This is a genomic window from Streptomyces sp. AC602_WCS936 (assembly GCF_019049125.1).
In the GTDB taxonomy this organism is placed as follows: domain Bacteria; phylum Actinomycetota; class Actinomycetes; order Streptomycetales; family Streptomycetaceae; genus Streptomyces.
In genome coordinates this window covers 1-4,812 of sequence record NZ_JAGMUF010000050.1, presented here as the reverse complement: position 1 = coordinate 4,812, position 4,812 = coordinate 1, and the positions used below count along the sequence as shown (strand labels likewise).

Annotated in this window: 1 protein-coding gene; it reads right to left on the bottom strand. The window is 76.0% G+C overall.

Features of this window, described 5'->3' with window-relative positions:
- Positions 1-4,812 (bottom strand): non-ribosomal peptide synthetase (locus KUM03_RS16925; RefSeq protein WP_217249472.1); only part of this gene is annotated, 4,812 nt, incomplete at both ends.

The following is a 4,812-nucleotide window of genomic DNA, read 5'->3' as shown; positions in this document are numbered from 1 at the left end:
GACGAAGAACCCGACCAGGTCGTCCAGCGCCTCGTCGGTGCGGCCCGCGACGGGAGAGCCGACGGGGATGTCGGTGCCCGCCCCGTGCCGGGTCAGCAGGGCGGCGAAGGCCGCCTGGACCACCATGAAGAGGCTGGCCCGCTCGGTGCCGGCCAGCGCGTTCAGCCGGCGGTGCAGGTCCGCGTCGACGGTGAAGGGCACCGTGTCGCCGCGGTGCGAGGCGACGGCGGGGCGCGGGTGGTCGGTGGGCAGCGTCAGTTCCTCGGGGATGCCGTCCAGCGTCCGGGTCCAGTGCTCGATCTGCCGGGCGATCCGACTGTCGGGGTCCCGTTCGTCGCCGAGCAGCTCGCGCTGCCACAGCGTGTAGTCGGAGTACTGGACGGGCAGCGGCGCGAAGTCGGGGGCGCGGCCCGCGCGCCGCGCGGCGTAGGCGTCGCCGAGGTCACGGGCGAGCGGCGGCCAGGACCAGCCGTCACCGGCGATGTGGTGCATGAGCAGCAGCAGTACGTGCTCGTGCTCGCCGACTGCGAACAGCGTGGCCCGCAACGGCAGTTCGCCGGCCAGGTCGAAGCCGCGGCGGGCGGCGTCGGCGAGGTCCGCCCCGAGCCGTTCGGGCGTGGTCGGCACCGTCTCGAAGGCGGGCGCCACGGGGTTCAGGACCTGCTGGCGGGGGACGCCGCCGCGCTCCGGGTAGACGGTGCGCAGCGCCTCGTGGCGGGCGACGACGTCGGCGAGCGCGGCCCGCAGCGCACCGGTGTCGAGGCTGCCGGTCAGCCGCAGGCTCATCGGGATGTTGTAGGTGGCTCCGGGCCCTTCCATGCGGTGCAGGAACCACAGCCGGTACTGGGCGAACGACAGCGGCACCTCCTCGGGGCGGGGCCGGGCGGTGAGCGCGGGCCGGGCCTCGTCGGCGCCGTCGACGCGCCCGGCGAGTTCGGCGACGGTGGGCGCCTGGAACAGGTCGCGCACGGCGAGTTCCGCGCCGAGCACGGTGCGGATGCGGCTCAGCAGCCGGGTGGCCAGCAGGGAGTGCCCGCCCAGGTCGAAGAAGCTGCGGTCGACGCCGACCCCGGGCAGGCCGAGGACCTCGGCGAAGAGGGCGGCGAGGATCTCCTCGCGCCGGGTGCGGGGTGCCTGGCCGGCCGCGGCGGCGCCCAGGTCGGGTGCGGGCAGCGCGTCCCGGTCGAGTTTGCCGTTGACGGTCAGCGGCAGGGCGTCCAGGACGACGTACGCGGCGGGCGCCATGTGGGCGGGCAGCCGCTCGGCCACCAGGTCGCGCAGTTCGTCGACGAGGCGGGCGTCGCGCTCGCCGCGGGAGGGGTCGTTGGCCAGGGGGCGCCCGGCGGCCGGGCGCGGCCGGTGGGCGGTGCCGGGACCGGCGTACGCCTCGAAGGTGTCGTCCTGCTCGCCCCAGGCGCAGCGGGCGCCCAGCTTCTGCACGTCGTGCGGGTCGAGGGCGTCGTCGGGGGCGGGGGCGTCGAGGAGGGCGGCGGCACCGGCGGTGTCGCCGCGCTCCAGGGCGGCGAACGCGCGGTGCTCGCGGACCAGTCGGGCGTTGGGGATGCCGGTGACCCGTACGGCGCCGTCCCCGCTCAGGGCGCGGCGCAGTTCGTCGGCGGTGCGGATGTCGGTGCCCCAGCGCAGCCGTTCCTCGGCCGGCCGCGGACCGTCCGCGGCGCGGCGCAGCAGGACGTCGTAGCGGTGCCGGCTCATCTCGTTGTGGTGGGCGCCCGCGCGCAGGGTGACGTCGGCGGAGGCCAGGAGCGGGTCCCGGTCGACGAGGGTGGTGAAGTAGTCCGGGTCGAGCAGGAGTTCCTTCTCGGTGGCGATCGACTGGTCGACGGCTCGGCGTACGGCGGCGGGTTCGGCGTAGGCGCCGGCGCGGCGCAGCTCGACGGCCGCGCGGAAGGCCCGCAGGGTGCGCAGGTTGCGGATGTCGCCGAGGAAGACGGTGCCGCCCGGGGCGAGGAGTGCGGCCGCGCGGCGCAGCACGGTGGCGAGGTAGCCGGCGTCGGGGAAGTACTGGACGACGGAGTTGAGCACGATCGTGTCGAAGTGCCCGGCGGGCAGCCCGTCGGTGACGTGCGCGGGACGGGTGAGCAGGGTGCACCTGTCGGCCAGTCCGGGGTGGGCGTCGAGGTGGCCGCGCAGCTGGTCGACGACGGGCGCGGACAGGTCGGTGCCCCAGTACTCGGCGACGTGCGGCGCCACCTGGGAGAGGATCAGGCCGGTGCCGCAGCCGATCTCCAGGACCCGGCGCGGGCGCAGGGCGAGGATCCGTTCGACGGACGCGGTCCGCCACTCGGTCATCTCCTCCAGAGGGATGGCGTCGGCGGTGTAGCTGCTGTTCCAGCCGGAGAAGTCGGCGCCGAAGGCGTGGCCGGGCTCGGCCTCGTACAGGGAGTCGTAGGTCTCGCGCCACCTCTCGACCTGCTCGCCGCCGTCCGCGGCGGTGTTCTCGGTGCCCGGGTCGCCGGTGCCGGTGGCGGGCTCGCGGACGACGTAGGCGACGAGGTGCTTGTCGCCGGGTTCGGCCTCGCGGACGACGACCGCGCCGGCCGCGACAGCCGGGTGGGCGGTGAGCTGGGCCTCGATCTCGCCGGGCTCGATCCGGAAGCCGCGGATCTTGACCTGGTGGTCGGCGCGGCCGGCGAACTCCAGCTCCCCGTCGGCCCGCCACCGGCCCAGGTCGCCGGTGCGGTACATCCGGGTGCCGCGCTCGCCGAACAGCGGTGCGAACGGGTCGGCGACGAACCGCTCGGCGGTCAGCCCGGGACGGCCCAGGTAGCCGCGGGCGACGCCGGGCCCGGCGAGGTGGATCTCGCCGGTGACGCCGGGCGGCACGGGCCGCAGCCGCTCGTCGAGGACGTAGACGCGGGCGGCGCCGACCGGGCGGCCGATGGGCGGGGAGACCGCGCCGGTGACGGGGGCGCTCATGGTGGCGCACACGGTGCTCTCGGTCAGGCCGTAGGCGTTGACCATGCGGCGGCCGGGGCCGAACCGGGCGGCCTGGTCGGGCGCGGTCGCGTCACCGGCGACGATCAGGTCGGTGCCGGGCGGCAGGGCGCCGTCGGGCAGGGCGGGCAGCGCGCCGGGCGGCAGGGCGAGCAGGGTGACGCCCTGCTCGCGGACCAGGTCGGCCAGGCCGGGGCCGGGCAGCAGTTCGTCGGCGGTGGCGAGGACCAGTCCGGCGCCGGTGAGCAGGGCGGCCGTCAACTCCCACAGGGCGGCGTCGAAGCTGATCGAGGCGAACTGCAGCACCCGGCTGTGCGGGCCGAGGCCGAACCGTGCGGCCTGCGGCGGGATCGTCGCGGTGGCCGAGGCGTGGGCGACGACGACGCCCTTGGGGGTGCCGGTGGAACCGGAGGTGTAGATGACGTAGGCGGGGTGGTCCGGCAGCAGCGGGGCCGTCCGGTCGGTGTCGCCCAGGTCGGTGCCGGGGTACGGGGCGGCGGCCGCGAGGTCGGCGGCGAGGCCGTCGGGGGTGAGCACCAGGGACGGCCGGGCGTCGGCCCGCATGAACGCGATCCGCTCGTCCGGGTAGCCGGGGTCCACGGGCAGGAAGGCGGCGCCGGCCTTCCACACCGCGAGCACGGCGGTGACGAGGTCCGTCGAGCGCGGCAGCTGGAGCGCCACGACGTGCTCCGGGCCCGCGCCCCGCTCGACCAGCCGGCGCGCCAGCCGGTTGGCCCGCGCGTTCAGTTCCGCGTACGTCAGCGACTCGGCGCCCATGACCAGTGCCACGGCGTCGGGGGTGCGGGCCGCCTGTGCCTCGAACAGGGCGGGCAGCGTGACGGGCCGCGGCGGCTCGGTCCCGGTGGAGTTGACGTCGACCAGCAGCCGGTGGCGTTCGGCCGGGCCGAGCAGGTCGACCGAGCCGATGGTGCGCTCGGGGTCCTCGGCGACGGCGCGCAGGAAGCGTTCCAGGCGTTCGCCGAGGGCTTCCACGGTGCCGCGTTCGAACAGTTCGGTGCTGTACTCCCAGTCGCCGCGGATACCGGCGCGGGCACCGTCGGCGGTGTGTTCCTCGACGACGGCGAGACCGAGGTCGAACTTGGCGAAGCCCACCCGCACCGGCTCCGCGGCGACGTCCAGGCCGGGCAGGGCCAGGTCGGCGGCGGGCATGGACTGCAGGGCGAGGACGACCTGGAAGAGGGGGTTGCGGGCGAGGGTGCGTTCGGGGTTGACCTCCTCGACGAGCTTCTCGAACGGCAGGTCCTGGTGGGTGTAGGCGGCCAGGTCGAAGTTCCGCACCCGGCGGACGAGTTCGCCGAACGTGGGGTCGCCGGAGGTGTCGGTGCGCAGCACCAGGGTGTTGACGAAGAACCCGACCAGGTCGTCCAGCGCGTCGTCGGTGCGGCCGGCGACGGGGCTGCCGACGGGGATGTCGGTGCCCGCGCCGTGCCGGGTCAGCAGGGCGGCGAAGGCGGCCTGGAGCACCATGAACAGGCTGCTGTCGCAGGCGGCGGCGAGTCCGGCGAGCCGGTCGTGCAGGCCTGCGTCGAGCCGGAACGGCACGGTGGCGCCGTGGTGGGAGGAGACGGCGGGCCGGGCGTGGTCGGTGGGCAGGTCGAGCTGGGCGGGGGCCCCGGCGAGGGCCTCGCGCCAGTGGGCGAGCTGGGCGCCGTGCGTGCTCGCCGGGTCGTCGGCGTCGCCGAGCAGCTCGCGCTGCCACAGCGTGTAGTCGGCGTAACCGACGGGCAGTGGCGCGAACTCGGGGGCGCGGCCCTCGCGGCGGGCGGCGTAGGCGGTGGCCAGGTCGCGGGTGAGCGGGGCCAGGGACCAGCCGTCGCCGGCGATGTGGTGCAGCAG